Source organism: Micromonospora sp. DT53, from assembly GCF_049841535.1.
Classification (GTDB): Bacteria; Actinomycetota; Actinomycetes; order Mycobacteriales; family Micromonosporaceae; genus Micromonospora.
Window position 1 is genome coordinate 252,752 of record NZ_JBNCKM010000007.1, and the last position, 22,692, is coordinate 275,443.

The window sequence follows — 22,692 nt, forward strand, 5'->3', positions numbered from 1 at the left end:
GGGCGCTCCCGATCCCGATCGGTCAGCGACGCCCGAGGGCGTTGAGCCGGGCGGCCTGGCGGGTCAGGTGGTCACGTTCGGCGAGGTTGGGGGCCTGCTGGGCCGCCTCGGCGTACAGCCGCGCCGCCGTCACGACGTTGCCGTCGCGCTCGTGCAGGTACGCCGCCACCGCCGTGTACCGGGGCAGCGCGTCGTCCACCGCCGCGAGCGCCGACAGGCCGGCCCGGGGGCCGTCGGCCTCACCGACCGCCACCGCGCGGTTGAGTCGGACGACCGGGTTCCCGGTCAGGCGCGCGAGTTCGTCGTACCACTCCACGATCTGCACCCAGTCGGTCTCGGCGGCGGTCGGCGCATCCGCGTGCAGTGCCGCGATGGCGGCCTGAGCCTGAAACTCGCCCAGGTGGTCGCGGGCGAGGGCCGCCTGCAGGATGTCGACGCCCTCGGCGATCGACCGGGTGTCCCAGCGGCTGCGGTCCTGCTCGGCGAGCGACACCAGACTGCCGTCGGGCGCGGTCCGGGCAGCGCGCCGGGCGTGGTGCAGCAGCATGAGGGCGAGCAGCCCCGCCACCTCGGGGTGGTCGATCGCGGCCGCGAGTTGTCGGGTGAGCCGGATGGCCTCGGCGGCGAGGTCCACGTCGCCGGAGTAGCCCTCGTTGAAGACCAGGTAGAGGACGCGCAGCACGGTGGCGACGTCACCGGGTCGGTCGAACCGCAGCCCGGAGACGGTGCGCTTCGCCCGGCTGATGCGCTGCGCCATGGTCGCCTCGGGCACCAGGTAGGCGTGGGCGATCTGGCGGGTGGTCAGACCGCCGACGGCGCGCAGCGTGAGCGCGACCGCGGACGACGGCGTCAGTGACGGGTGAGCGCACAGGAAGTAGAGCTGGAGCGTGTCGTCCACGGTGGGGGCGGGCCCGGGCGCCGGCTCCTCGTCGACGCGATCCTCGCGCCGACGGCGAGCGGCGTCGGCGCGGGCCCCGTCGAGGAACCGCCGCCACGCCACAGTGGTCAGCCACCCCTTCGGGTCGCGCGGCGGGTCGGCTGCCCAGACGCGGACCGCCTCGACCAGGGCGTCCTGCACGGCATCCTCGGCCGCCGCGAAGTCGATTCCGCGGCGGACGAGGATCCCGAGGACGCTCGGCGTGAGGCTCCGCAGCAGCATCTCGTCCATCGGAGTCGTCACTCGGTGATGGTGGGCGGCTCGCTCAGGAACGGGCGCAGCTCGAGCCACTCGTGGATGGGCTTCCCGCCCGCCCCGGGGGCGGCCGACAGTTCCCCGGCCAGCTCGACGGCCCGCTCGTGGCTGTCGACGTCGATCACCATCCAGCCGGCGATGAGATCCTTGGTCTCCGCGAACGGCCCGTCGGTGACCGGCGGGCGGCCCTCACCGTCGTACCTGACGAACGTCCCCTCCGGGGCGAGTGCCTGAGCGTCGACGAACTCGCCAGTTTCCTCGAGTCGGGCCGCGAAGTCGCGCATGTACTGCACGTGCGCCGAGATCTCCGCAGGCGTCCACTGCGCCATGGGCACGTCGTTCACCGCGGCCGGGCCCCCCCGGTAGTGCTTGAGCAGCAGGTACTTGGCCATCGTGATGCTCCTTGATGCTGGCTGCGACCCATCGTGGTCACGTTCACTCCGGGGACGGAGCCGGTCGGCGCTTCTCGACACGGGTGTCCGGTTTTTTTCCTCCCGCAGGTTAACCTCGGGTGAATCGTCCGTCGTTGGGGCACCTCGGGTGGCGCAAAACTTGATCCGTTCCAAAATAGTGAGCTAGTGTTCGTACCCGTGATGTCCGACTTCGAGGCGCAGCTGCGGGCTGCCTCGTTGCGCGTGACCCGGCCCCGGTTGGCGGTGCTCGCGGCGCTGCGCGACCACCCGCACATCGGCACCGACGCGGTGATCGCGCTGGTCCGCGCGGATCACCCCACGGTCTCCCACCAGGCGGTGTACGACGTGCTGCGCGTGCTCACCGACGCCGGCCTGGTGCGACGCATCCAGCCGGCCGGGGCGACCGCCCGCTACGAGTCCCGGGTCGCGGACAACCATCACCATGTCGTGTGCCGCTCCTGCGGTGCCATCGCCGACGTCGACTGCGCCGTCGGCCACGCCCCCTGTCTCACCGCCTCGGGCGACCACGGTTTCGCGGTCGACGAGGCGGAGGTCGTCTACTGGGGCACCTGCCCCGACTGTGCGACCGAACGCACGCCCCAGAGATCCGCAAGCTCGGAAGGAAGCCCATGAGCGACACCCAGGACAACGGCCCCACCAGTGCGCAGGGCGTGGACCAGAAGGCAGCGGCCGGCTGCCCGGTCGCGCACGACTCGGTGACCGCGCACGGCAGCGAGAGTGAGAACCCGGCGATCGACTCGCCGACCCCGAAGACCGGCGGTCGTCCGCGCACCAACCGGGACTGGTGGCCCAACCAGCTCGACCTCTCGGTGCTGCACGCCCACTCGTCCAAGGGCAACCCGCTGGGCGAGGACTTCAGCTACGCCAAGGAGTTCGCGAAGCTCGACGTCGAGGCCCTCAAGCGCGACATCGTCGAGGTGCTCACCACCTCGCAGGACTGGTGGCCGGCCGACTTCGGCCACTACGGCGGCCTGATGATCCGGATGAGCTGGCACGCCGCCGGCACGTACCGCATCGAGGACGGTCGCGGTGGCGCCGGTGACGGTGGTCAGCGGTTCGCGCCGCTCAACAGCTGGCCGGACAACGCCAACCTGGACAAGGCCCGCCGCCTGCTCTGGCCGGTCAAGCAGAAGTACGGCCAGAAGGTCTCCTGGGCCGACCTGCTCGTGCTCGCCGGCAACGTCGCCCTGGAGTCGATGGGCTTCAAGACCTTCGGCTTCGGCTTCGGTCGCGAGGACGTCTGGGAGCCCGAGGAGATCTTCTGGGGTCCGGAGGACACCTGGCTGGGTGACGAGCGCTACGCCTCCGAGAAGGAGATGGCGGCAGGCGTCGGCTCGACCGAGATGGGGCTGATCTACGTCAACCCGGAGGGCCCGCGCGGTAACGCGGACCCGGCTGCGGCGGCGCACTTCATCCGCGAGACCTTCGGCCGGATGGCGATGAACGACGAGGAGACCGTCGCCCTCATCGCCGGTGGCCACACCTTCGGCAAGACCCACGGTGCCGCCGTCGCCGACAACCACGTGGGTCCGGAGCCCGAGGGCGCGCCGCTGGAGGCGCAGGGCCTGGGCTGGCTGAGCACCCACGGCAGCGGCAAGGGCGGCGACACGATCACCAGTGGTCTCGAGGTGACGTGGACCGACGTGCCGACGCAGTGGAGCAACCGCTTCTTCGAGATCCTCTTCGGGTACGAGTGGGAGCTGACCACCAGCCCCGGCGGCGCGAAGCAGTGGGTCGCCAAGGACGCCGAGGCGATCATCCCGGACCCCTTCGACCCGGCGAGGAAGCACCGGCCGACGATGCTCACGACGGACCTGTCGCTGCGCGTCGACCCGGCGTACGAGAAGATCTCCCGCCGCTTCCTGGAGAACCCCGACCAGTTCGCGCTGGCCTTCGCCAAGGCGTGGTACAAGCTGCTGCACCGTGACATGGGCCCGATCGAGCGGTTCCTCGGGCCGTGGGTGGCCGAGCCGCAGCTGTGGCAGGACCCGGTGCCGGCCGTCGACCACGAGCTGGTGGGGGACGCCGACGTCGCCGCCCTCAAGGCGAAGGTCCTCCAGTCCGGTCTCACGATCGACCAGCTGGTCTCCACCGCCTGGGCATCGGCCGCGACCTTCCGGCACACGGACAAGCGCGGCGGCGCCAACGGGGCACGTATCCGCCTTGAGCCGCAGCGCGGCTGGGAGATCAACCAGCCCGAGCAGCTGGCGACCGTCCTGAGCACCCTTGAGGGCATCCAGCAGGAGTTCAACTCCGCTGGCGGGGCGACCATCTCGCTGGCCGACCTGATCGTGCTGGCCGGTTCGGCCGCCGTCGAGAAGGCGGCGCGCGACGCCGGCGTCGAGGTGACCGTGCCGTTCCGGGCGGGCCGCACCGACGCGACCCAGGAGCAGACCGACACCGACTCCTTCCGGGTCCTGGAGCCGCGCGCCGACGGTTTCCGCAACTACCTGCGTGCTGGCGAGAAGACCCAGCCGGAGGTACTGCTCGTCGACCGTGCCTACATGCTCAACCTGACCGCGCCGGAGATGACAGTCCTCATCGGCGGCCTGCGCTCCCTCGGCGCCAACGTCGGCGGTAGCCGGCACGGTGTCCTCACCGACCGGCCGGGCGTGCTGACCAACGACTTCTTCGCCAACCTGCTCTCCCCGGGCACCCGGTGGAGCGCGTCGAAGTCCGACGAGCACGTGTACGAGATCCGCGACCTGGCCACCGACGAGGTGAAGTGGACCGCCACGGCGGTCGACCTCATCTTCGGGTCCAACTCCCAGCTGCGCGCCCTCGCGGAGGTCTACGCCAGCCAGGACGCCCGCGACAAGTTCGTGACCGACTTCGTGGCCGCCTGGGCCAAGGTCATGGAGCTCGACCGGTTCGACATCGCCTGACAGGTACCCACCGACGAGCCCCGGCCGATCCATCTGCGATCGACCGGGGCTCGTCGCTCTGTGTGTGCCGTTCGACGCGGCACCCGTACCGTCCACCTCGACGTCACCCTGCTGCCATTCCCTTTACAGCGAATCCCATGGATGATTTTTCTGTCTGATCGATCAGCTGGCGGACGGCCCCAACCATGGCAAGGTGTTGACCTGCCCGGGCGGCGGGCGCGGACCTAGTCACGCAGGGAGTCATCGTGGGCCATCCCGACCTGCAGGCCGAGGACGTGGACCAGCACGCCGGAAGCCCGGCGATCCCCTGGCAGCGGGTGGCTCCCGGCCGGCGGTCCGCGGCGGGCGTCGCCGACACCGCCTGGCGTCCGCTGCGGATCGCGATGATCGGCCAGAAGGGGATGCCGGCGACCTACGGCGGTATCGAACGGCACGTGGAGGAGATGGCCAGCCGGCTCGCCGGCTACGGGCACGAGGTCACCGTCTACTGCCGCCGGAGCTACGGTGAGACAACCCCGGACGGCTACCGGGGCGTACGGCTGCGCCAGACCCACACCATCGCGAGCAAGCACCTCGACGCCATCGTGCACGCGGCGACCTCGACCGTGGCGGCGATGGCCGCGCGGCCCGACATCGTGCACTACCACGGGCTCGGGCCGGCCCTGGTCGCCCCGCTTCCGCGCGCCCTGTCCCGGGCTCGCGTGGTGCTGACCGTGCACGGGCTGGACAACCAGCGGGGCAAGTGGGGGCTCGCCGCGCGGGCGGTGCTGGGCAGCGCCCACTGGTTCAGCGGGTACGTCCCGCACCAGCGGGTGGCGGTCTCCCAGGGGCTCGCCGCCCACTACGGCGCCCGGTTCGGCCGCCCGACCACCTACATCCCGAACGGCGTGAACCCGGCCCGACCGGCGCCGACCTGTCAGATCCAGGACCGGTTCGGGCTGACCCCCGGCGGCTACCTGCTGCTGGTCGGTCGGTTGGTCCCGGAGAAGGCCGCCGACCTGCTGATCCGGGCCTTCCGCCGCACCGAGACCCCGATGCGCCTGGCGATCGTCGGCGGGTCGTCGTTCACCGACGACTTCGTGGACCGGCTGCGACGTGAGGCCGGGGCGGACGACCGGATCGTCTTCACCGGGTTCGCCTACGGCGACCTGCTCGCCGAGCTGTACTCCGGCGCCGCCGGCTTCGTCCAACCGTCCCGGTTGGAGGGACTGCCGTTGACGTTGCTGGAGGCGGCCGCGTACGGGCTGCCGGTGGTCGCGAGCGACATCGCGCCGCACGTCGAGGTGCTGAGGTCGGACGCCGCCGGCGGGCGGTTGTTCCGCGACGGCGACGAGGACGACCTGGTCCGGGCGCTGACGTCGCTGCTCGCCGACCTGCCGGCGGAACGGGCCGGTGCCGTGGCGCTGGGCGAGCGGGTCACCGGCAGGTACAGCTGGGACACCGCCGCCCGCGAGTTGGAGCGGCTCTATCTCCGCCTGGCTCCGGAGCCGAGCCGCCGGGCCAGGGCGCGACTCGCTGCGGCCGCCGACTGACCGTGCGACGGTCGTCGGGGGAGCGGCCCATTGGCCCCGCGGAGGACGGAGCAGTCGGCGCAACGGCCCCTTCTGCCGCCGAGGGGACAGGGCTAGATTGAACCGATCTTGTGCCGGGAGGACGTCGGCTGGCCGCGCCCGGCAGCGGCCGGACAGCGCCGACTCAGTTCAGTGGGACCAGTGGAACAACAGACGCAGCAGGTCACCCCGCTCATGACCAGGCGGCTCGACCCGACCCGCCTCCTCACCGGCGGCGCGGCGCTGGCCGCCGCGGTCGTGGCGGTGGTCGCGGGCGTCTCCATGGCGGCCGGTGACCGCAGGGGGATGGTGCTGCCGCTCGCGGCGGTCGCGGGGATCGCGGTGGCCGTCCTCGCGCTGACCCGGTTCGCCGGGTACGTGCTGCTGATGCTCGCGGTGCGTTCCTGCGTCGATCTGTTCAAGCTGACCGGCCCGAGCGCCGGCCAGGCCGACTCCGCCGGCACCGCCCGGGCGGTGGATCCTTCCACCCTGCTCGCGGTGCTGTTCCTCCTCGCCGCCGGGCTCTGGCTGGCCGCACAGCTCAGCCGGCGCGGGAGGTTGCGTGGCTCCCCGCTCAGCTGGGCCATGGTGCTCGTCGGCGCCAGCAGCGTGGTCAGCGCCCTGGGTGCCAGCCGGCCGGCGAACAGCCTGTTGGAGGCGTTGCGGATCCTCACCGTGGTGGTGATGTTCGTGGTGCTGGAACAGCTCATGCCGGACACCGCGGCGATCCGTCGGATCCTGCTCGCCTGCTACGCCTCGCTGGTGCTGGCGCTGGGCTACACAGTCGTCCTGTCGCTACTCGGCAACCCACCGGCCGAGGTGAAGGGCGACTTCACCCGGATCAGCGGCACGTTCAGCCAGTCGACCACGTTCGGCCGCTACCTGATGTTCATGGTGATCTTCGGGTTCGCGGTGTACCGCTTCCTGGATCGTCGACTGCGGATGGCGCTCGGGGCGCTGCTGGCGCTCTCGCTGCTGTTCCTGCTGCTCACCAACACCCGCAGTGCCCTGCTCGGTGCGGCGATCGGCCTGGTGGTGGTCGCGGCGCTGCATCGCAGCAAGCGGATGCTTGTCACCCTCTGCGTGGTGGCGGTCGCCGGGGTGGCCCTGGTGCCCGCCGTCGGCGAGCGGTTCGCCCAACTCGGCACGTCGCGCGCGGTCGGCGGAGACCCGACCGGAAACACCCTGGCGTGGCGGGTCGGCTACTGGACCGAGATCGTCACACTCGCCGACCGGAATCCGGTGACCGGCATCGGGCCGAACATGACCCAGCGCGAGACCGACGAGGCGAAGAAGCCGCACAACGACTTCCTGCGGGCGTACGTGGAGACCGGGTTGCTCGGTCTCGGGGCGTACCTGCTGATGCTGTTCGCCTTCCTGCGCACCGCCCGGAACGCGCTGCGGCGGGCGCCTCCGGGCAGCTTCGAGCGTGGCGTCGCGGTCGGGTTCACCGGCTGCGCCGCCGCGTTCGTGGCGGTCAGCGCCGCCTCCAACGTCATTTCCAACGTGGTCACCCTCTGGTACTTCGTCGCGTTCGCCGCGGCGGCCAGCGTGATCGCCCGCCCACCGGCTCCGAACCTGACCGGCGAGCAGCCACGACGCACGTCCGTCCCGGTTTGACTGAACGACAGCATTGGGGAAAAAGTGGAGATCGTCGACTACCTGCGGGTCGCCCGGCGGCGCCTCTGGGTACTCGTGGGGGTGCCGGTGCTCGCCACCGGCGCCGCGGCCGCCATCGTCCTGCTCGCGCCACAGCAGTTCGGCGGTACCGCGTACGTGGCGGCGCCGGCCCTGGTGGGCGGCGGTGCGGCCGGGACGCAGTACAGCGGTACGCAGGCGGCGAACCAGTTCGTCGCGGCGTTCGGCGCTGCGGTCACCTCGCCCCGGGTCCTCGCCGACGTGGCCGCTGACACCGGGGTGCCGCCGGAGCGGCTGCGCGACGGGCTCGCCATCACCCAGGTCGGCGCCAGCAGCCAACTGGAGGTGACGTACACCGCCGGTGACCGGGCCAAGGTCGCGCCGGTGCTGACCGCGACCACCACCCGGGCGTTGGCCTTCCTCTTCTCCTCCCAGGTCGGCATCGCCACCGGCGAGGTCGAGGCGGCCAACGCCGACGTCACCGCGGCGACCAGGGCGATCGGCGAGTGGGAGAAGGCGAACAAGGTCTCCCAGCCGGACCGGATCTACCAGGCGACGCTGGGCGAGCTGACCAGTCTGCGCCAGCAGCAACTCTCCATGCAGGCGGTCGGCAACGGCCGCGGTGTCGACGCCGCGACCGCCGCGATCACCGCCGCTCAGAAGAAGCTCGACGAGCTGGGGCCGAAGCTCCCCGACTACCAGGCCCTGCTCGCCCAGCGGGACGCGGCGACCAACGCCCTGTCCCAGGCGCGGGAGGGGTTGCAGGCGGCGCGGGCGCAGGCCCAGGCCGCCGATCCGAAGCAGGTGACGAGCATCGGCGAGGCGCACGAGGTGAGCCGGATGACGGAGCTGGTGCGCACCGCCCTGCCGGTGGGCGGCGCGGGTCTGCTGCTCGGGGTGCTGCTGGTGGGCGTACTCGAACTGCTCTCGCGGGGTCGTGCCGCCGCCCGCCCGGCGGCCCCGGCGGCGACCGCCGCGGCTCCCTCGGTGCCGGCGGAGACCGTGACCGCGGCACGGCCGTGACCGTCGGAGAACGGGCCGCCGGGTGCGCGAGGTGACCGGCCGGCCGCCGGCCGCGCCGGAGGCCGGCGACCAACAGGTACGCGGCATGGCGCGCGGCGGTGTGTTGAACCTGGGCAGCGCCGTGCTCAGCCAGGTGGCGCTCTTCCTGGTCATGCTGTTGCTGGCCCGGGCCCTGGGTGTACGCGAACTCGGCCGGTACGCCCAGGTCTACGCCGTGCTGTCGCTGCTCGGGCTGCTCTCGCTCTCCGGTTTCCGGGCCGGGCTGACCCGGTTCGTGGCGGTGCACCTCGCCGACGACGAGCCGGCCGCCCTCCGGGGCGCGATCCGGCTCGGGATCGGCATCTCGGCTGTGGCGTCCACGGTGATCGCCCTCGGTCTGGCGGTCGGCGCGCCGTGGCTCGCCGACGCCCTGCACGACCCGCAGCTCACCACCGGGCTGCGGCTGGTGGCGCTGTGCCTGCCCGCCGCGACCGTGTGCGAGGCGGCGCTGGCGGCCACCCGGGGGTGGCGCACGCAACGGGCCTACGCCCTCATCGGCCAGGTCTACGAGCCGGCCGCCCGGCTGGCACTCACCGCGCTGGCGCTCGCCCTCGGGGCGGGCCTGACCGGAGCGTTCTGGGCGCTGGTGGCGGCGAGCTGGAGCGCGGCCGGGTTCGCCCTCGTGGCGCTCGCCCGGATGGTGCGCCGGGTGCCCGCCGCCCGGCCCGCGTACCGGCCGGGCGAGCTGTTCCGGTTCTCCACGGTCAGTTGGGTCTCCTCGCTGTCGTCCACCGGGCTGATCTGGGTGGACGCGTTGCTGCTCGGCTTCTTCGACTACGGTCCCGACGCGATCGGCGTCTACCACGTGGCGACCCGGCTGGTCACGATCGCGGTGTTCGTGCTGGCGCCGGTCAACGCCTCGTTCGGTCCGCACCTGGCGCACCTCTACCACCAGGGCCGACTGGACGAGGTACGCCGCATCTACCGGGTCGCCACCGGTTGGGTGCTGCGGCTGTCACTGCCGGCCTTCGCGGCGTTGCTGGTCTTCCCGGAGCAGTTACTGCGCCTGGTCGGCGGGCCGGGTCTGGCCGGCGGCGCGGCGGTGACTGTCGTGCTGGCGCTCGGCCAACTCGTCAACGCCGCGACCGGGCCCTGCGGGACGCTGCTGAACATGTCCGGCCGGGTGTCGGTAAACATGGTGGACAACCTCGCCGCACTGCTGCTCAACGTCCTGCTCAACCTCTGGCTCATCCCGGCGTACGGCATTCTCGGCGCGGCGGTGGCCTGGGCGGTCTCGCTGGCGGCGGTGAACATCGCCCGGGTCTGGCAGGTGCGCGCGCAGGTGCACACCGTGCCGGTGACGGCGGGCATGGTCAAGGGCCTGGTCGCCGCGCTTGTCGCGATGGGCGTCGGGTTCGGTGTGCGCTGGCTGGTCGAGGGCTGGACCGCGCAGCTCGCGGTCGGCCTGGCCGCGATCGTGGCCGTGTACCTCGCCGCGGTGCTCGCCCTCGGGCTCAGCCGGGAGGACGTCATGGTGCTGCGCTCGGTGACCCGCCGAGGTGGTCGACGCGCTCTGGTCGACCCCGCCGATGGCGCCGGTGTGGACACCTACCGCACCAGGGTCCGCTCGTGACCGGGGTCGCCCGGCGTCAGGTCACCGACCGACTGCGCCGGGGGGTACGCGCGGCGCGGGCCTGGGGACGCGCGGCGCGACCGGGAGAGCCCGGTCCGCTGCCCGACTTCCTGGTGATCGGTGCGCAGCGCTGCGGCACCACGTCGCTGTACCACCACCTCGCCGCGCATCCCCGGGTCCGGGTGGCCAGCGGCAAGGAGTTGCAGTACTTCAGCGTCCACCACGGTCGGGGCGAGCGGTGGTACCGGGGGCACTTCCCACGCCTCGCCCCGGGGGAGCGCACGTTCGAGGCGAGCCCCTACTACCTGTTCCACCCGAGCGTGCCGTCCCGGGTCGCGGCGACCCTGCCGCAGGCCCGCTTCGTCGCACTGCTGCGTGACCCGGTGCAGCGGGCGTACTCGCACTACCTGCACACCCGCTCGTACGGGGCCGAGCCGCTGTCCTTCGCCGACGCGCTGGACGCGGAGGAGAAGCGGCTGGCGCGGGCGACGCGCGGCGGCCCGGACAGCCCCGCCGCGCACCGGGCGTTGCGCAATTATTCGTACGCGGCCCGGGGCCGCTACGCCGAGCAGGTGGACCTGTGGTTCGCGGCGGTCCCGCGCGAGCGGATCCACGTCGCACGGACCGAGGACCTGCGCGCCGACCCGGCGGGCACGTACGCCGACATCCTGCGCTTCCTCGGCCTGCCGGCCTTCACCCCCGAGGCGTTCACCCGGCACACCCGTCGCGTCGACCAAGGCGTCTCCGAGCTGACCCCGGCCATCCGGGACCGGCTGGGCGAGCACTTCGCGCCGCACAACGCCCGCCTGGCCGCCCTGCTCGACTGGCCCGACCCCTGGCCCGGCTAGCGCACGGTGGCGAGGATCCGCTCCACCGGCTGGTCGGCGCGGAGCAGGACGGGAACGTCGGTCACGGTGGTGCCGCCACCGGCCGCGCCCAGCGGGGAACCCACCGCCCCGGTGCGCGCGCCCGGCGTCGCCGGCACGGTCACCGGCGTGTTCGACGCCGACCAGAGGACCAGCGTGCTCGATCCACCCCGGACGAACGCGACACCGTTCAGCCTGCCGGCCACCGAGGCGGGCAACGGGGTGACTGTCGCGTCCCGGGCCGCGTCGGCCAGGGCCGCCAGCATCCGGCCGGCCTCGCGTTCGGTGCCGTCCGGGTCGAGCAGGCCGTAGCGGACCTCGCTGCCGGCCGCGTTGTTCGGGTTGTACGCCAACGGCAACCAACTGATCTCGCCGATCCCGCCGGCGGCCAGCAGGGTGACCGTCTTGACCATCTCCGCGGCCCGGCTGGCCGGGTCACCGTCGCCGTCGCGCCAGAACTGCCCGACCTCCCAGGCCTGGACCGGAGTCGTCGGTGGTGTGGTCGCGCGCAGGTAGTCCAGCAGCGGGGCCACCCCGCTGAAGTGCTCGTAGAAGTGCACCTGCCGGACGTCGACGGTGCGGTCGGTCAGCAGCGACTCGGTCACCGCCAGGAAACGCAGGCTGCGGCTGTTGGTCTCGGTGCCGAGCGCCCTTCGCAGCTGCGCCTCCCCGGTCACCGCCGGGATCTGCTGCCCCCGGGTGCCGACCCGGCGTTGGAAGTACGCCTGGTAGGCGGTGATGGCCTCGGGCACCCGACCGGCGCGTACCAGCCGGTCGGCGACACCCATGCCGTACGCGACGCTGCTGATGCCGGAGTCGACCACCCGCGCCTTCGGGTCGGTCGCGCGGATGCTCTCGGCGGCGGCGCGGACCAGCCGGGCGTAGTCCTCGGGGCTGCCGGCCCAGTAGCTCGGCGCGTTCACCTCGTTCTCGATGGCGTACTCCCGCACCCCGTACGGGCCGTAGCGCTGGACCACCGAGCGGACGAACCGCTGGTACGCGCCGAGGTCGGTGGGCATCGCCGACTCGGTCTTGTTCGCCGTGCCCCGGGTGTGGCGGGCGGTGCCACCGGTCGCCCAGCACACGCCGGTGCGGATCTTCAGGTGCAGGGTGATGCCCAGCTCCCGGCTGCGCGTGGCGATCTCGTCCAACCCGGCCCAGTCCGCCTGCCCCGACGTCCGTTCGATCTCGCACCAGGAGATCTCCTCGTACGTCGCCGAACCGGCGAGCCGGCGCAGGTACGGCCCGAACTGCTGGTACCGCGACCAGTCCCAGTGCGCGCCGAACGGGTTGCGCACCCCGTCCACGGTGCTGGTGGTGGCTCCGGGTGCCGCCGGCACCGAGGGGGTGGCGGCCGGCGGCGGCGCGTCGTCGCGTGCGGTGCAGCCGGCGGTGAGCAGGAGCGTGGCGGCGACGGCGGCGGCGACCGCCCGCAGCCGGAGCGCGCGGGTCACCGGTAGCCCAGGGCGCGCAGGGTCGGACCGGAGAAGACCCAGACCAGCAGGCGCAGGAACGGGTCGAGCTCCCGGCGGTAGCTGCCCACCCGCGAGCCGTAGATCGGCGCGGTGACGCTCGCCGCGGCCCGTCGTCGCTCCGCTTCGGTGGTGTACTTCTGGGCCACGTCGTGCTGCTTGCTGTCGTAGTCGAGGATGCCGTCCTCCCACGGTTCGCCGAGGAATTCGAAGAGGCCACGCATCGCCTTCTCCGGCTCGCTGACCGCCTGCTCGTACCGCAGCTCGTAGTAGCGGTCCGCCGGCAGGGTCGCGCCGACCGCCCGCGCGGCGCGGATGTAGCGCGGCCACTTCACCACGCACTTCACGGCGGACCAGTAGCCGAACCGTTTGCGGTGCGAGACCACCACGTCGCGTCCGTCCCGGATGAGGTGCACGATCTGGGCGTCCGGGAAGACCTCGGTGACGAAGTCGAGCGACATCGCGTACAGCGGGGTCTTGTCGGCCCACCGGGTCTTGCCCCGCGCGGCGGCGTAGTCGGCGTGCACGCCGCCGAAGAAGTCCCGGATCCGGCGCAGCCAGTCCTCGCGCGGGAAGCCGAAGCGGGCCAGCCGGTCCCAGTCCCGGCCGACGATCCGTCGCAGGTCCGGCAGGAACCGGGTTTCCGGGCCGCAGCTGATCCGTGAGTGCGAGTCCAGGACGAGACGCACCAGCGTGGTGCCCGACCGTTGGCACCCGACCAGGAAGATCGGCGCGGTGCGGGTTCCGGTCTCAGCCACGGTCGACCGCCTTCGTCGTCTCGGATCGGGCGTCGGCCGCGGCGCGGTCGAGCCGGTCGGTCAACTCGTCGCAGCGAGCCCGGACGCGGCTGTCGATCGGTAGCCGCCGCTGACCCGCCGGGCCGTGCGACTCGCGTGCGGCGATGTGCGCGTGCAACCGGGGATGGTAGGGGAAGTCGAGGAAGGCGCAGAGCCGCCGGATCTGCGCGGCGGGCTCCGCGACCAGGCTGTCGTAGCGGCAGAGCAGCACGTCGGCCCGCTGGTCCAGGCCGAGCTGGAAGACCAGCGAGTTGCGGACGTACCAGAACAGCGCCGCGCCGCTGTGCGGGTCCAACCGTTGCGGGTCGTGGGCCCGGATCAACTCGACGGTGTCGGCGTCGAGGCGCTGCCCCTGCCATCGTCGGCCGATGCTGCCGTCGGCGATCGCCCGCATTGCCCGCAGGTTGGCGTCACCGAACTTGGCGACCTCGGAGCGGGCCCGGTCGTCGACGTCGCGGTAGACCCAGAGCGCGCGCCCGGGCGTCAGCCCCGGCAGGGCCAGCAACTCGTCCACCCGGTGGCTCTCGCAGAGCGGCTTGATCAGGACGTACGCGTGCCGGCTGCGCTGGACGGCGGCGGTCAGCACCGCGTCCGGGCGCAGTTGGAAGCGGTGGAAGAGGGTGCTGTCGTTCTCGTTGCGGACCTCGACCTCTCCGGCGGCGTCCAGGCCCCGGACCAGCATGTTCGTGCCGGAGCGTTGCAGACCGACCAGGTAGACCGGCATCGCCGAGCCGGGCGTCCGGCCGGCCCGCCGTCGCCAGCGCCGCTTCGCCAGGGCCGTGCCGATCCGGTCGACCGGATTGAGGCGGTCCTCCTCGATCAGCCGTCCGATCCCCTCGGTACGCGCCCAGCGCAGATGCCGCCGGACCCGCCGAGCGGTGTACGCCAGCGCGGAGACCTCGTCGTCGGCTGCCACGGGTCCTCCTCGTCGGGCACCGGCCCGGCCCATCGGGGAGCGGGTGCGACCGGCGGCAGCCAGGCTATCCGGAGATCATGGCGGGAGGCCAGGCTGCGGGCCGCACGGGCAGACGAAGATCACCCGTTCAGCCACCATGCCAAACGTGAGCTGGACTCGCCGACCCGCCCTGCATAGCGTGGGCGCTGGCCGGGGCGGGCAGCCCCCGGTCATCACCCCCGGGCCCGGACCGCCCGATCGACGTGAGCAGGCCGAGTCGATGCGCGTGCTGCATGTGAACAAGTTCCTCTACCGCCGTGGCGGCGCCGAGGGGTATCTGCTCGATCTCGCCGACCTGCAACGGGCCGCGGGTGACACGGTCGCCTACTTCGGCATGAGCCACCCGGAGAACGAGCCCTCGCTGCCGTACGCCGCGCGGTTCCCGTCCGAAGTGGAGTTGGAGCCGGCGCCGAGCGGGGTGCGGCCCCGCGCGGTGGCCGTCGGCCGGATGCTGTGGTCACCGACGAGCCGTCGCGGACTGGCCCGGGTGATCGACGACTTCCGGCCGGACGTGCTGCACCTGCACAACATCTACCACCAGCTCTCCCCGTCGGTGCTCGCCGCGGCCCGCTCGGCAGGTGTGCCGTGCGTGCTGACCATGCACGACTACAAGCTCGCCTGCCCGAGCTACCAACTGCTGGACCGGGGTCGCCCCTGCCAGGCGTGCGTCACAGGTGGCCCGTTGCAGGCGGCCCGCCGCCGCTGCAAGGACGGGTCGCTGTCGCGCAGCGGGCTGCTCGCGGTCGAGTCCTGGTTGCACCGGCAGTTCGACGCGTACGACCCGGTGCAGCTCTTCGTCAGCCCGAGTGGGTTCCTGGCCGACGTGATGCGCCGCGCGGGCGTCTACCCGGACCGGCTGCGGGTGGTCAACCACTTCGTCGACCTGACCGGCGTCGCGGCGAAGGAGACACCCGGGGGAGGTGTCGTCTTCGCCGGCCGGCTGTCGCCGGAGAAGGGTGTCGACGTGCTGATCGAGGCGGCCGCCGCACTGCCGGACGGGGTCGGCGTGGACGTCGCCGGAGACGGCCCGGCCCGGCCCGAGCTGGAGGCGCTCGCCACGCGGCGAGCACCCGGCCGGGTCCGGTTCCACGGCCGTCTCGACAAGCCGCGCCTGCACGAGCTGATCCGGTCGGCGGCGGTGGTCGCCGTCCCGTCCCGGTGGCACGAGAACCAACCGATGGCGGTGCTGGAGGCGTTCGCCTGCGGTGTGCCGGTGGTCGCCACCGACCTGGGCGGACTTCCGGAGCTGGTCGAGTCCGACGTGGACGGCCGCATCGTCACCGCCGATGAGCCCACCGCCCTCGGCGACGCGCTTACCGACATCCTGACCGAACCCCACCGCGCGTACCGGATGGGCCGGGCCGGCCGGGCGAAGATCGCCGCTCAGTTCACTCCGGACCGGCACCTGGACCGGATCCGTGGGCTGTACGCGGAGGCCGCCGAGGCGCTGCCGTCGCGCCGGCGGGCCGGCCGTGCCGCAACCGGTGGGGGAGCGGCCCGGTGAGCCCGGTGCGGGTGCTCTACCTCGCCGGCAGCGGTCGCAGTGGCAGCACGCTGGTGACCACGGTCCTCGGACAGGTGCCGGGCTTCTTCGCGGCGGGCGAGCTGCGATACCTGTGGCGGCGCGGCATCCTGGAGAACCGGCCCTGCGGCTGCGGCTCCCCGGTGACCGACTGCCCGCTCTGGGCCCGGGTACGCGCCGACCTGACCGACGCCGACCCGGCCGGGATCGCCGCCCGGTTGGCGCAGCGGCTGCGGCTGCGCGGACTGCCCGCGCTGCTGCGCCGCGAGCGTCGGGGGCAGCCACCGGTCGCGGGCCACCCCGACGACACGCACCTGGCCCGGCTCTACGCCTCGATCGCCGAGCACGCCCTGGCCGGGCGGTCGGACGGCGTCATCGTCGACTCCTCCAAGCTGCCGCCGTACGGCGCCCTGCTCGGCAGCCTGCCCGGCATCGACCTGTACGTCCTGCACGTGGTGCGTGACCCACGCGCGACCGCGTACTCCTGGCGTCGGCGACGCCCGTTGGACGGGCCCGCCGACGACCAGTTGATGAGCCGACCACCCGTTGGCAAGGCCGCGCTGCTCTGGCTGGTCTGGAACACCGCGACCGTACGACTGTGGGGTGGCCGCCGCCGCGCGCCGGGCCGCTACCTGCGGGTGCGGTACGAGGACTTCGTGGCCGAGCCGGCCGGCGTCACCGCCCGGATCGCCACCTTCGTCGGCGCGACAGCCGACGAGCTTCCCTTCCCGACACCGGCCACGGTGCGGCTCACCCCCACCCACTCGGTGGCCGGCAACCCCTCGCGGCACCGCACCGGGCTGGTCGACGTGGTCGCCGACACGGAGTGGGTGAGCAGGCTCCCCACCCGCGCGTACGCCGTGGTGACCGGGCTGACCGCCGTGGCCCTGACCCGGTTCGGCTACCCGTTGCGCCGCCCGGCGGCCACCCCACCCGCCACCCGGCAGGAAGGCTGAACGATGCTCTCACTGGTGGTGGGCACCGGTCGCTGCGGTTCGACACTTGTCCAGGAGTTGCTCTCCCGGCATCCCGCGGTCGGCTTCGTCTCCGGCCTGGACGACAAACTCGCCCGACTCAACCCCAAGGGCAGGTTCAACGGCGCGCTCTACCGGCGCTCCGCGCCGCGCCCCGCCGGGATGACCTCGCTGCGACACAGTCGACGGTTGCTGGAGCGGGGCCGGCTCCGGGTGGCGCCGTCGGAGGCGTACCACCTGCTCGACAGGCAAGTGCTTGCCGGATTCTCCCGACCGTGCCGGGACCTGGTGGCCGAGGACCTGACGCCGTTCGTGGCCCGGCGGCTGCGGGCCTTCTTCGACGAGCGGGTCGCGCGGCAGGGCTGTCAGCAGCTGGTGCAGCACGTCACCGGATGGCCGCGCACCGGCCTGCTGCACGCCGCGTACCCGGATCTGCGGGTGGTCAACGTGGTGCGCGACGGCCGGGCGGTGGCCAACTCGTGGCTCCAGATGGGCTGGTGGGACGGCTGGCGCGGGCCGGACAACTGGATCTACGGCCCGCTCCCGTCCGACCTGCGGGAGGAGTGGGCCGAGTCGGCTCGGTCCTTCCAGGTGCTCGCCGCGCTGGGCTGGAAGATGCTGATGGACGCCTTCGCGCAGGCTCGGTTGCGCCACCCGGCCGACCAGTGGCTGGACGTCCGCTACGAGGACCTGGTCGAGCAGCCGCGCGAGCAGGTGGGCCGGATGCTGGACTTCCTCGGCCTGAGCTGGTCGCCAGCCTTCGAGAAGGGCTTCTCCCGGTACGACTTCACCGTGGGTCGGGCGGAGGCGTACCGGGACGAACTCGGCCCGGCGCAGCTCGCCGCGGTCGAACGGGTGCTGGAGAAACCGCTGGCCGAGTGGGGCTACCCGGTCTAGGGGCGGGGGTCGCCGTCCTCGCTATCGACGGACGTCACGGGGGCGGTTAATCTTTGGCCCCACACCATCGATGTGAGGAGATGCGATGGCGCGCCGTACCGGCCGACCCTCCTACCAGTTGGACAAGGCCAATGTCGGTCGCCGCCCCACAGCGCGCTACGCGGCTGTCGCGGGCGTGATCGCGCTGGTCACCGCCTTGCTGGGTGGGTTGGTCGGCTACCAGGTGGGCCGCCCGGACGCCACCGAGGCGGCCATCGCGAGCATCAAGCAGGCCGAGGCGAAGCGGGACGTCCAACAGATCGCGGAGCTGATCGAGACGGCCCGACGTGTTCGCGACCAGGTCGCCCCGGTCCTGGCCGCCCTCAAGACGGAGACGGCCGGCGGACGTGCGCCGGACGCGGCGAAGGCACGCCAATGGCAGGAGGTCATGCGCCAGGCGGCCGCGCCCTTCGCCGACCCGCCGTCGGGGACCACCGCCACCAACGTGGCGCGCGGAGGGTTGCGCGGAGCGGTCCAGCAGGCCTCGCTGGCCGTCGACGCCTACGCTCTGGCCGCCGCTGTTCCGGCCGCGCAGCGTGCGGCCCTGCTGGACGTCACCGCGCGGCAGGCGGCCGAGGCGGCGACGATCTGGTCGGTCGCGGCGACCCAGCTCGACCAGATCAGCGTCGACGCCGGCCAGGGCCACCAGCACGTGTTCCTGGACACAGACCCGGACGGAGGGGCCCTCACGCCGGACGGGGCGAAGGAGGGAACCGGCGGCTGAGGCGCTTTGCTGCCCCGGTGTCCGGTTTGCCGGCGGCGGTCGGCCGCGGTCGGCGTGCCGCCCGGGCCGAGCGGTCGCGGCGGGATCTGGGGGCGACGGGACGGATCGGGTACGGTCGCGTTCGCAAAGTCTATGAACCAGACAGGCTTTCTGTGCAATGGAAGCCGAATCGGAGGGACACAGCCGTGAGGTTCCCAAGCGCCGTCCGTCAGGCCGGCCTCGTCGTGGCCGTCGCCGCCCTCGCGCTGAGCGCGGGCTGCGCGAAGAAGGACGACAGTGAGGTCCAGGCGAGCGGTGTCAAGCTGGTCGCGGCGGGCAAGCTGACCGTCTGCACCCACCTGCCGTACCCGCCGTTCCAGTCCAAGGACGCCAGCGGCAAGGTGACCGGCTTCGACGTCGAGATCATGGACCTGGTCGCCAAGGAGCTCGGCGTCGAGCAGACGATCATCGACACCCCGTTCGAGGGGATCAAGTCCGGCCAGGACCTCAACACCGGCAAGTGCGACGCGGCCGCCGCCGGCATGACGATCACCGACGAGCGGCGGAAGGTGATCGACTTCTCCGACCCCTACTTCGACGCCACCCAGGCGATGCTGGTGAAGACCGGCAAGACGTACAAGTCGCTCGACGACCTCAAGGGCAAGAAGCTCGGCGTCCAGGCGGCCACCACCGGTCGTGACTACGCCAAGAAGTTCGAGACGGAGAAGGGCCTCAAGCTCGTCGAGTTCGAGGACCTCGCCGCCCTGCAGCAGGCCGTCGCCAACGGCCAGGTCGAGGCCGCCATCAACGACCTGCCGGTCTGGACCGAGTACCTGAAGAAGAACCCGGGTGGGTTCGAGGTGGCCGCCGAGTTCGACACCGGCGAGCAGTACGGCTTCCCCGTGAAGAAGGACGCCAACCCGGAGCTGCTCAAGAAGATCAACGAGGCGCTGGCCAAGGCCAAGCAGGACGGCACCTACAACACGATCTACGAGAAGTGGATCGGCAAGAAGCCGAGCGCCTGAGCCGCGCAGCGGTCTAGCGCCTGAGCCGCGCAGCGGTCTAGCGCCTGAGCCGCGTAGCGGTCTAGCGCCTGAGCACCGCGCAGTACCGGAGGGCGCGCGCCCCGCGCGCCCTCCGACGTCGGTAACCTCCGGGAAGGCAACGAGCGAACGTGAAGCTGCGACGCCGCCAGCGGGAGCGGCTGTCCCTCGGGCTCCAGTACCTGGTCTTCATCGCCATCATCGCCACGGTGCTCGTCGCCGCGGACTGGGACAGGTTGGCCGACGCGTTCTTCCGCGTCGACATCATCAAGTCGATGTTCCCGACGATCATCACGGTCGCGCTACGCAACACCGTCCTCTACACGCTTGGCGCGTTCGCCTTCGGCCTCGTTTTCGGCACCATGCTGGCGCTGATGCGGCTGTCCAGGGTGGCGCCGTACCGCTGGGTGGCGACGGCGTACATCGAGCTGTTCCGGGGTCTACCCGCGCTGCTGGTGCTCTTCCTCGTCGGGTACGGCATCCCGATCGCCTTCCCGGAGCGCGAGATTCCGGGCGGGGTGTTCGGTTCGATCGCGATCGGCCTCGGGTTGACCGCCGCGGCGTACATGGCGGAGACGATCCGGGCCGGCATCCAGGCCGTGCCGAAGGGGCAGATGGAGGCGGCGCGGACCCTCGGCATGTCGCACTTCACCGCCATGCGCACGATCGTCATCCCGCAGGCGTTCCGGATCGTGATCCCACCGCTGACCAACGAGCTCATCCTGCTCACCAAGGACTCGTCGCTGGCCTACGTGCTGGGGGTGACGGCCCAGACCATCGAGATCACCAAGTTCGGTCGGGACATGCTCAACGACCGGGTGAACGCGACTCCGCTGCTGGTGGCCGGCCTCGCCTACCTGGTGATCACCCTGCCGCTGTCGCAGGTGGTACGACGCCTCGAACTCCGCTACGCCAAGGCCCGGTGACCCCATGACGACCACCCCATCCCGCCCCGCCGTGGAGATCCGCGACCTGCACAAGTCCTTCGGGCCGCTCAAGGTGCTCAAGGGCATCGACTTCGAGGTCGGCCAGGGCGAGGTGGTCTGCGTCATCGGGCCGTCCGGTTCCGGCAAGTCGACGCTGCTGCGCTGTGTCGACCTGCTGGAGGAGCCGACGGCCGGCAAGATCTGGGTGAACGGGGTCGAGATGACCGACCCGGACGTCGAGATCGACGAGGTTCGCCGCGGCATCGGCATGGTCTTCCAGTCGTTCAACCTGTTTCCGCACCTGACCGTCCTGAACAACCTCACCATCGCCCAGCGCAGGGTGCTGCGGCGGAGTCGGGCCGAGGCCGAGCGGATCGCGCGGGCCAACCTGGAGCGCGTCGGGCTGACCGACAAGGCCGACGTCTTCCCGGCGCAGCTCTCCGGTGGCCAGCAGCAGCGGGCGGCGATCGCCCGGTCGCTGTCGATGGAGCCGAAGCTGATGCTCTTCGACGAGCCGACCTCCGCGCTCGACCCGGAACTCGTCGGCGACGTGCTCACCGTCATGCGCAAGCTGGCCGAGGACGGCATGACGATGATGGTGGTCACCCACGAGATGGCGTTCGCCCGCGACGTCGCCGACCGGGTCGTGTTCATGGACGGTGGCGTGGTGGTCGAGCAGGGCCCGCCGCAGGAGGTGCTCGGCGCGCCGAAGCACGAACGGACCCGCGCGTTCCTCTCCCGGGTCCTCGACCCGACCCACGTCGCGCAGCTCGGTCAGCCCGACCAGTCGCCCGCGCCGCCGCAGAGCCCCGGCCTGCCGGCGGACGACCGCCACCACCTCTGACGACAGCTCCCGTCCGTCCCTCCCGCCGGGTTGCCCTCTTGAGGGCAACCCGGTGTCGATCTGTGCGCTCCTCCGTTGCGTGTCAGCTTCATGTCAATCGACGGACGTCGTGATGTCAAGGTAATCTTTTTGCAATCAGACCTGTACTTTCGTCGATGGATTACATAAGTTGCTGGCATCCATCGAAAGTTCTGAGTCTTCCGAGCAAAGCCCGCGACGAGCCTCACCCTCAGTCGTGCCACCGCCTGTGCTCGGCGGTCGATGCACCCTGCCCTCGTCGCGTCTTCGCCCGGTCGGGAACGGAGACCCATGGACGACGATCACGTTGGTGGCCCTCACCGCCACCTGTCCCGCAGATCGCTGATCGCCACCGGCGCGCTCGCCGCCGGGGCGTTGGGCGCGTCCGCCCCAACGATCGGCACCGCGTTCGGCGGCAGCCCCGCCCGGGCCGCCGCAGGTGTCACCAAGAAGATCACCATCTACGCCGAGCAGTTGCCCGGCAACCTGTTCGGGTACGGCCTGGCGCCAGGTCAGGCCACCGTTCCGGGTCCCATCCTGGAGATGTACGAGGGTGACACCCTGGAGATCACCCTGGTCAACACCACAAGCCAGCGGCTGTCCATCCATCCGCACGGGGTGGACTACAGCACCGAGTCCGACGGCAGCCCGTTCAACGCCTCGTTCAACAACCCGGGTGAAACGCGGACGTACGTCTGGCGCTCGCACGAGATGGTGGCCGCGGCGGGCCGGCGGTACATGCCGGGCAGCGCCGGCTACTGGCACTACCACGATCACGCGATGGGCACCGACCACGGCACCGGCGGTGTCGCGAAGGGACTGTACGGGGCGCTGATCGTCCGGCGACGTGGCGACATCCTGCCGTCGAAGCAGTTCACGGCGGTGTTCCACGACATGATGATCAACAACAAGATGGCCCCGGCGACCCCGATGTTCGAGGCGAACCTGGGCGAGCGCGTCGAGTGGATCGCCATCGGCCACGGCAACCTGTTCCACACCTTCCACCTGCACGCGCACCGCTGGGCGGACAACCGCACCGGGATGTTGGAGGGGCCGAGCGACCCGAGCCTGGTGATCGACAACAAGGACCTCAATCCCGGCAGCTCGTTCGGTTTCCAGGTGCTGGCCGGTGAGGGCGTCGGACCCGGCGCGTGGATGTACCACTGCCACGTGCAGACGCACTCCGACGGCGGCATGGCCGGGATCTTCCTGGTACGCAACGCCGACGGCAGCATGCCGCCGGGCGCCGAGGAGGCGATCCACCGGTTCCAGGGCCACACCCACACGCACGGAAGCTGACCG

20 protein-coding genes are annotated in these 22,692 nt (G+C 71.8%); 15 read left to right on the top strand and 5 right to left on the bottom strand.

Annotated elements, in window-relative coordinates; all coding sequences use genetic code 11:
- Window positions 1-22: 22 nt before the first annotated feature.
- Window positions 23-1,168, bottom strand: coding sequence for an RNA polymerase sigma factor (locus ACLQ3B_RS23015; protein ID WP_425782893.1), 1,146 nt, complete (start codon window positions 1,166-1,168; stop codon window positions 23-25).
- Between the two features lie 8 nt (window positions 1,169-1,176).
- Entirely contained in the window at window positions 1,177-1,584 is a 408-nt protein-coding gene (locus tag ACLQ3B_RS23020) for a YciI family protein (RefSeq protein WP_425782754.1), read from the bottom strand.
- 198 nt (window positions 1,585-1,782) lie between these two features.
- On the opposite strand from ACLQ3B_RS23020, the gene ACLQ3B_RS23025 reads away from it, so the two are divergent.
- The 7 genes from ACLQ3B_RS23025 to ACLQ3B_RS23055 all read left to right on the top strand — a co-directional run bounded on the left by ACLQ3B_RS23025 (window position 1,783) and on the right by ACLQ3B_RS23055 (window position 11,182).
- Complete coding sequence (locus ACLQ3B_RS23025; protein WP_425782894.1) at window positions 1,783-2,238, top strand: Fur family transcriptional regulator; 456 nt, start codon at window positions 1,783-1,785, stop codon at window positions 2,236-2,238.
- The gene (katG, locus tag ACLQ3B_RS23030) at window positions 2,235-4,511 is read left to right on the top strand and encodes a catalase/peroxidase HPI (protein WP_425782755.1); all 2,277 of its coding nucleotides are present in this window, start codon (window positions 2,235-2,237) and stop codon (window positions 4,509-4,511) included. Before ACLQ3B_RS23025 ends, katG begins: the two co-directional genes overlap by 4 nt.
- Window positions 4,512-4,756: 245 nt before the next feature.
- Window positions 4,757-6,043, top strand: coding sequence for a glycosyltransferase family 4 protein (locus ACLQ3B_RS23035; protein ID WP_425782756.1), 1,287 nt, complete (start codon window positions 4,757-4,759; stop codon window positions 6,041-6,043).
- Between the two features lie 180 nt (window positions 6,044-6,223).
- On the top strand, window positions 6,224-7,681 hold the full coding sequence (locus tag ACLQ3B_RS23040) for an O-antigen ligase family protein (RefSeq protein ID WP_425782757.1): 1,458 nt from the start codon (window positions 6,224-6,226) through the stop codon (window positions 7,679-7,681).
- Window positions 7,682-7,705: 24 nt separating this feature from the next.
- A complete protein-coding gene (locus ACLQ3B_RS23045) occupies window positions 7,706-8,722 on the top strand; it encodes a Wzz/FepE/Etk N-terminal domain-containing protein (RefSeq protein WP_425782758.1) in 1,017 nt (338 codons plus the stop codon).
- Window positions 8,723-8,753: 31 nt separating this feature from the next.
- The gene (locus ACLQ3B_RS23050) at window positions 8,754-10,334 is read left to right on the top strand and encodes an oligosaccharide flippase family protein (RefSeq protein ID WP_425782759.1); all 1,581 of its coding nucleotides are present in this window, start codon (window positions 8,754-8,756) and stop codon (window positions 10,332-10,334) included.
- The gene (locus ACLQ3B_RS23055; protein WP_425782760.1) at window positions 10,331-11,182 is read left to right on the top strand and encodes a sulfotransferase family protein; all 852 of its coding nucleotides are present in this window, start codon (window positions 10,331-10,333) and stop codon (window positions 11,180-11,182) included. Before ACLQ3B_RS23050 ends, ACLQ3B_RS23055 begins: the two co-directional genes overlap by 4 nt.
- On the opposite strand, the gene ACLQ3B_RS23060 is transcribed toward ACLQ3B_RS23055, so the two are convergent.
- Genes ACLQ3B_RS23060 through ACLQ3B_RS23070 form a run of 3 tightly spaced genes read right to left on the bottom strand, consistent with a single transcriptional unit; the run spans window position 11,179 to window position 14,385 of the window.
- Entirely contained in the window at window positions 11,179-12,654 is a 1,476-nt protein-coding gene (locus ACLQ3B_RS23060) for a hypothetical protein (RefSeq protein ID WP_425782761.1), read from the bottom strand. The genes ACLQ3B_RS23055 and ACLQ3B_RS23060 overlap by 4 nt on opposite strands.
- Window positions 12,651-13,430, bottom strand: a complete 780-nt coding sequence (locus ACLQ3B_RS23065; protein WP_425782762.1) for a sulfotransferase family protein — start codon at window positions 13,428-13,430, stop codon at window positions 12,651-12,653. The genes ACLQ3B_RS23060 and ACLQ3B_RS23065 overlap by 4 nt, the downstream gene beginning before the upstream one ends.
- On the bottom strand, window positions 13,423-14,385 hold the full coding sequence (locus ACLQ3B_RS23070) for a hypothetical protein (protein WP_425782763.1): 963 nt from the start codon (window positions 14,383-14,385) through the stop codon (window positions 13,423-13,425). Before ACLQ3B_RS23070 ends, ACLQ3B_RS23065 begins: the two co-directional genes overlap by 8 nt.
- Before the next feature lie 259 nt (window positions 14,386-14,644).
- Here ACLQ3B_RS23070 and ACLQ3B_RS23075 point away from each other — a divergent pair, with 259 nt between their 5' ends.
- The 8 genes from ACLQ3B_RS23075 to ACLQ3B_RS23110 all read left to right on the top strand — a co-directional run bounded on the left by ACLQ3B_RS23075 (window position 14,645) and on the right by ACLQ3B_RS23110 (window position 22,689).
- On the top strand, window positions 14,645-15,928 hold the full coding sequence (locus tag ACLQ3B_RS23075) for a glycosyltransferase family 4 protein (protein ID WP_425782764.1): 1,284 nt from the start codon (window positions 14,645-14,647) through the stop codon (window positions 15,926-15,928).
- Window positions 15,925-16,902 (top strand): sulfotransferase, encoded by a 978-nt coding sequence (locus ACLQ3B_RS23080; RefSeq protein WP_425782765.1) that lies wholly within the window; start codon window positions 15,925-15,927, stop codon window positions 16,900-16,902. Before ACLQ3B_RS23075 ends, ACLQ3B_RS23080 begins: the two co-directional genes overlap by 4 nt.
- A gap of 3 nt (window positions 16,903-16,905) precedes the next feature.
- Window positions 16,906-17,817, top strand: coding sequence for a sulfotransferase family protein (locus ACLQ3B_RS23085; RefSeq protein ID WP_425782766.1), 912 nt, complete (start codon window positions 16,906-16,908; stop codon window positions 17,815-17,817).
- Window positions 17,818-17,902: 85 nt separating this feature from the next.
- A complete protein-coding gene (locus tag ACLQ3B_RS23090; RefSeq protein WP_425782767.1) occupies window positions 17,903-18,580 on the top strand; it encodes a hypothetical protein in 678 nt (225 codons plus the stop codon).
- A 185-nt stretch (window positions 18,581-18,765) separates the two neighbouring features.
- The gene (locus tag ACLQ3B_RS23095) at window positions 18,766-19,584 is read left to right on the top strand and encodes a basic amino acid ABC transporter substrate-binding protein (protein WP_425782768.1); all 819 of its coding nucleotides are present in this window, start codon (window positions 18,766-18,768) and stop codon (window positions 19,582-19,584) included.
- Between the two features lie 149 nt (window positions 19,585-19,733).
- On the top strand, window positions 19,734-20,528 hold the full coding sequence (locus ACLQ3B_RS23100) for an amino acid ABC transporter permease (protein ID WP_425782769.1): 795 nt from the start codon (window positions 19,734-19,736) through the stop codon (window positions 20,526-20,528).
- A 4-nt stretch (window positions 20,529-20,532) separates the two neighbouring features.
- Window positions 20,533-21,372, top strand: a complete 840-nt coding sequence (locus tag ACLQ3B_RS23105; RefSeq protein ID WP_425782770.1) for an amino acid ABC transporter ATP-binding protein — start codon at window positions 20,533-20,535, stop codon at window positions 21,370-21,372.
- A gap of 309 nt (window positions 21,373-21,681) precedes the next feature.
- On the top strand, window positions 21,682-22,689 hold the full coding sequence (locus ACLQ3B_RS23110; protein WP_425782771.1) for a multicopper oxidase domain-containing protein: 1,008 nt from the start codon (window positions 21,682-21,684) through the stop codon (window positions 22,687-22,689).
- Window positions 22,690-22,692 lie beyond the last annotated feature (3 nt).

Coding starts and splice junctions, on each gene's coding strand:
- ACLQ3B_RS23015 (WP_425782893.1), bottom strand. CDS start 1,168: ATGGACGAGATGCTGCTGCGGAGCCTCACGCCGAGCGTCCTCGGGATC.
- ACLQ3B_RS23020 (WP_425782754.1), bottom strand. CDS start 1,584: ATGGCCAAGTACCTGCTGCTCAAGCACTACCGGGGGGGCCCGGCCGCG.
- katG (WP_425782755.1), top strand. CDS start 2,235: ATGAGCGACACCCAGGACAACGGCCCCACCAGTGCGCAGGGCGTGGAC.
- ACLQ3B_RS23075 (WP_425782764.1), top strand. CDS start 14,645: ATGCGCGTGCTGCATGTGAACAAGTTCCTCTACCGCCGTGGCGGCGCC.
- ACLQ3B_RS23085 (WP_425782766.1), top strand. CDS start 16,906: ATGCTCTCACTGGTGGTGGGCACCGGTCGCTGCGGTTCGACACTTGTC.
- ACLQ3B_RS23090 (WP_425782767.1), top strand. CDS start 17,903: ATGGCGCGCCGTACCGGCCGACCCTCCTACCAGTTGGACAAGGCCAAT.
- ACLQ3B_RS23105 (WP_425782770.1), top strand. CDS start 20,533: ATGACGACCACCCCATCCCGCCCCGCCGTGGAGATCCGCGACCTGCAC.
- ACLQ3B_RS23110 (WP_425782771.1), top strand. CDS start 21,682: ATGGACGACGATCACGTTGGTGGCCCTCACCGCCACCTGTCCCGCAGA.